Below are 2,167 nucleotides of genomic sequence, written 5' to 3'. Positions count from 1 at the left end.
AAGGTTGGTTGCCTCCTAGTTTAATGTCGAGGTGCGACCCGTTTTTAGAGGGGCATAAACTCTAAACCTAGTAAGGCTTTCAAGCCACTAGAGAACTGACCAGATGATAGAGGTTAAATTCCTCTACTCGTAGTACCGAGTTAAAGCATCTTGGATAGGCAAGAGAATGGTTATCAAATGTCTAAAGCTCCAGGAAAAGCGGATAAGCTATTAGCCTAAAATGGTGACACCGCAAGCAAAGTTACTCATGACTAGGTTATACGAACTCTGTCAAAACCTCGTTATAAACGAGCTGTCAAATAAGGCTGAAAGGCAGCAGACAAACAGTCAACACCTGAAAGGATATTGGGGTCTCGACACCAGTATCGTACTCATTAAGTAAGGTCGGGGTATTCAGAGAGTCTAAAAGTAACGTGAAATCAACGGTCGGAACGGGGAAAACCTCTTATCACCTCCTAGATAGGTCGATATCTAGGTAGTTACCAGCGCAAGGGGTAAGAGGCAAGGATGTTAACCGAAGCAAACGCCAACCAGTAATAAGTTGGATAAGCTAAAAGTTAACCGATTATTTGAAATATATAGTTGTAAGTAGTGAACGAATAAAGCATGAACAAGGATAAAACCGAGTATAGCGATTGGCAGTTTATCCCCTGGAAACAGGTAGAAAAAACTGTCTGGAAGTTACAAAAACGAATATATAGAGCCAAAGTTTCGGGAAACCAGAAGCTAGTCAAACGTCTGCAACGGTTGTTAGTAAATAGTCGTAGTGCAAAAGCTTTAGCAATACGCAAAGTAACCCAAGAAAATCGGGGCAAAGGAACCGCAGGAGTTGATGGTAAAAAAGTCATTACTCCTAAAGAACGCATAGGTCTAATGGAAATTCTTAGGATTAACGAAAAAGCCGAACCACTTAGAAGGATTTATATCCTTAAAGCCAACGGCGAAAAGAGACCCCTATCTATTCCTACCATAAGGGATAGAGCAGTCCAGATGCTACTCAAAATGGCATTAGAGCCAGAATGGGAAGCGGTCTTTGAACCTAATAGCTTCGGATTCAGACCAGGTCGATCATGCCACGACGCAGTACAAGCGATATATAACCAGATAAGCCGAAAGCAGAAATGGGTATTAGATGCCGACATCGCAAAATGCTTCGACAAAATAAACCACAAATACTTATTGGATAAACTAGGGGACTGTCCAATAGCGTTCAAACGTCAAATAAAAGCATGGCTAAAGTCTGGGTACATGGAAAACAAGAGTCTATTCCCTACCGAGGAAGGCACGCCTCAAGGCAGCATCGTTAGCCCATTATTGGCTAATATAGCCTTACATGGAATGGAAAATAGACTTAATGAATGGGTGAAAACATGGAAGGGAGATAAGAGAGGCAATCTAAAATCTTTTAGCTTTATTAGATACGCCGATGACTTTATAGTAATACATGAGTCAAAAATAATAGTCAAAAAAGCCAAGGAAATAATAACCTCATTCCTAGAGCCTATTGGGTTAGTGCTCAAGGATGAGAAAACAAAGATTGTCCATACAACAGAAGGGTTCGACTTCCTAGGTTTTAATGTCAAACATCATACACTAGGAAAACATCAATGTGGAAAATCACACAAAGGATATAAAACCCTCATAAAACCTTCCAGCAAGGCAATCAAAAAGCACTATGAAAAGATAGCCGAAACGATGAGAACAGGTATTATTGAAACGACAAAAAGGAAAATGTACAATCTGCCACAAAGAATTTCAACAAGGAGATATGTGGGAAATAGACCACATAATCCCCAGATGTAAAGGTGGTAAAGATAGATATGACAACCTTCAGTTAATTCATGCCCATTGTCATGACATAAAAACTAAAACCGATGGAACCTATGACCAAGGTACTCGTGACAAGAGTCAGGTAATCGAGGAGCCGGATGAGGTGAAAGTCTCACGTCCGGTTTTGAAGACGAGTAAAAGGGGTGACTCTTTTGCTTAGTTTAACAGTTCAAAATATTATTACTTGGGTAAATCGACTAATCAAACTATGCCCAATTAATAGTATTGTTCAAGAATTAGTAAGATTTGATCTCCAAAAGATAGACAATCCTGAAATCTCAGGGGTCGAATACCAACAAGGGACATTATTTAATTACGAAGTCAGAGAATATTTATT

Annotated in this window: 3 protein-coding genes; all 3 read left to right on the top strand. The window is 39.7% G+C overall.

The window, feature by feature from the left end; all coding sequences use genetic code 11:
- Positions 1-606: 606 nt before the first annotated feature.
- Complete coding sequence (gene ltrA / locus MW688_RS13505; protein ID WP_486736533.1) at positions 607-1,803, top strand: group II intron reverse transcriptase/maturase; 1,197 nt, start codon at positions 607-609, stop codon at positions 1,801-1,803.
- Positions 1,769-1,990 carry an HNH endonuclease gene (locus MW688_RS13500; protein WP_486736532.1) on the top strand — a complete coding sequence of 74 codons (222 nt, stop codon included), beginning with the start codon at positions 1,769-1,771 and terminating at the stop codon, positions 1,988-1,990. Before ltrA ends, MW688_RS13500 begins: the two co-directional genes overlap by 35 nt.
- Positions 1,974-2,167, top strand: a 194-nt coding sequence (locus MW688_RS13495; protein ID WP_486736531.1) for an RRXRR domain-containing protein, incomplete at its 3' end; no start/stop codon positions are given. The genes MW688_RS13500 and MW688_RS13495, both read left to right, overlap by 17 nt.

This window comes from Johannesbaptistia floridana (assembly GCF_057440575.1).
This window is presented reverse-complemented; position numbering and strand designations above follow the sequence as displayed.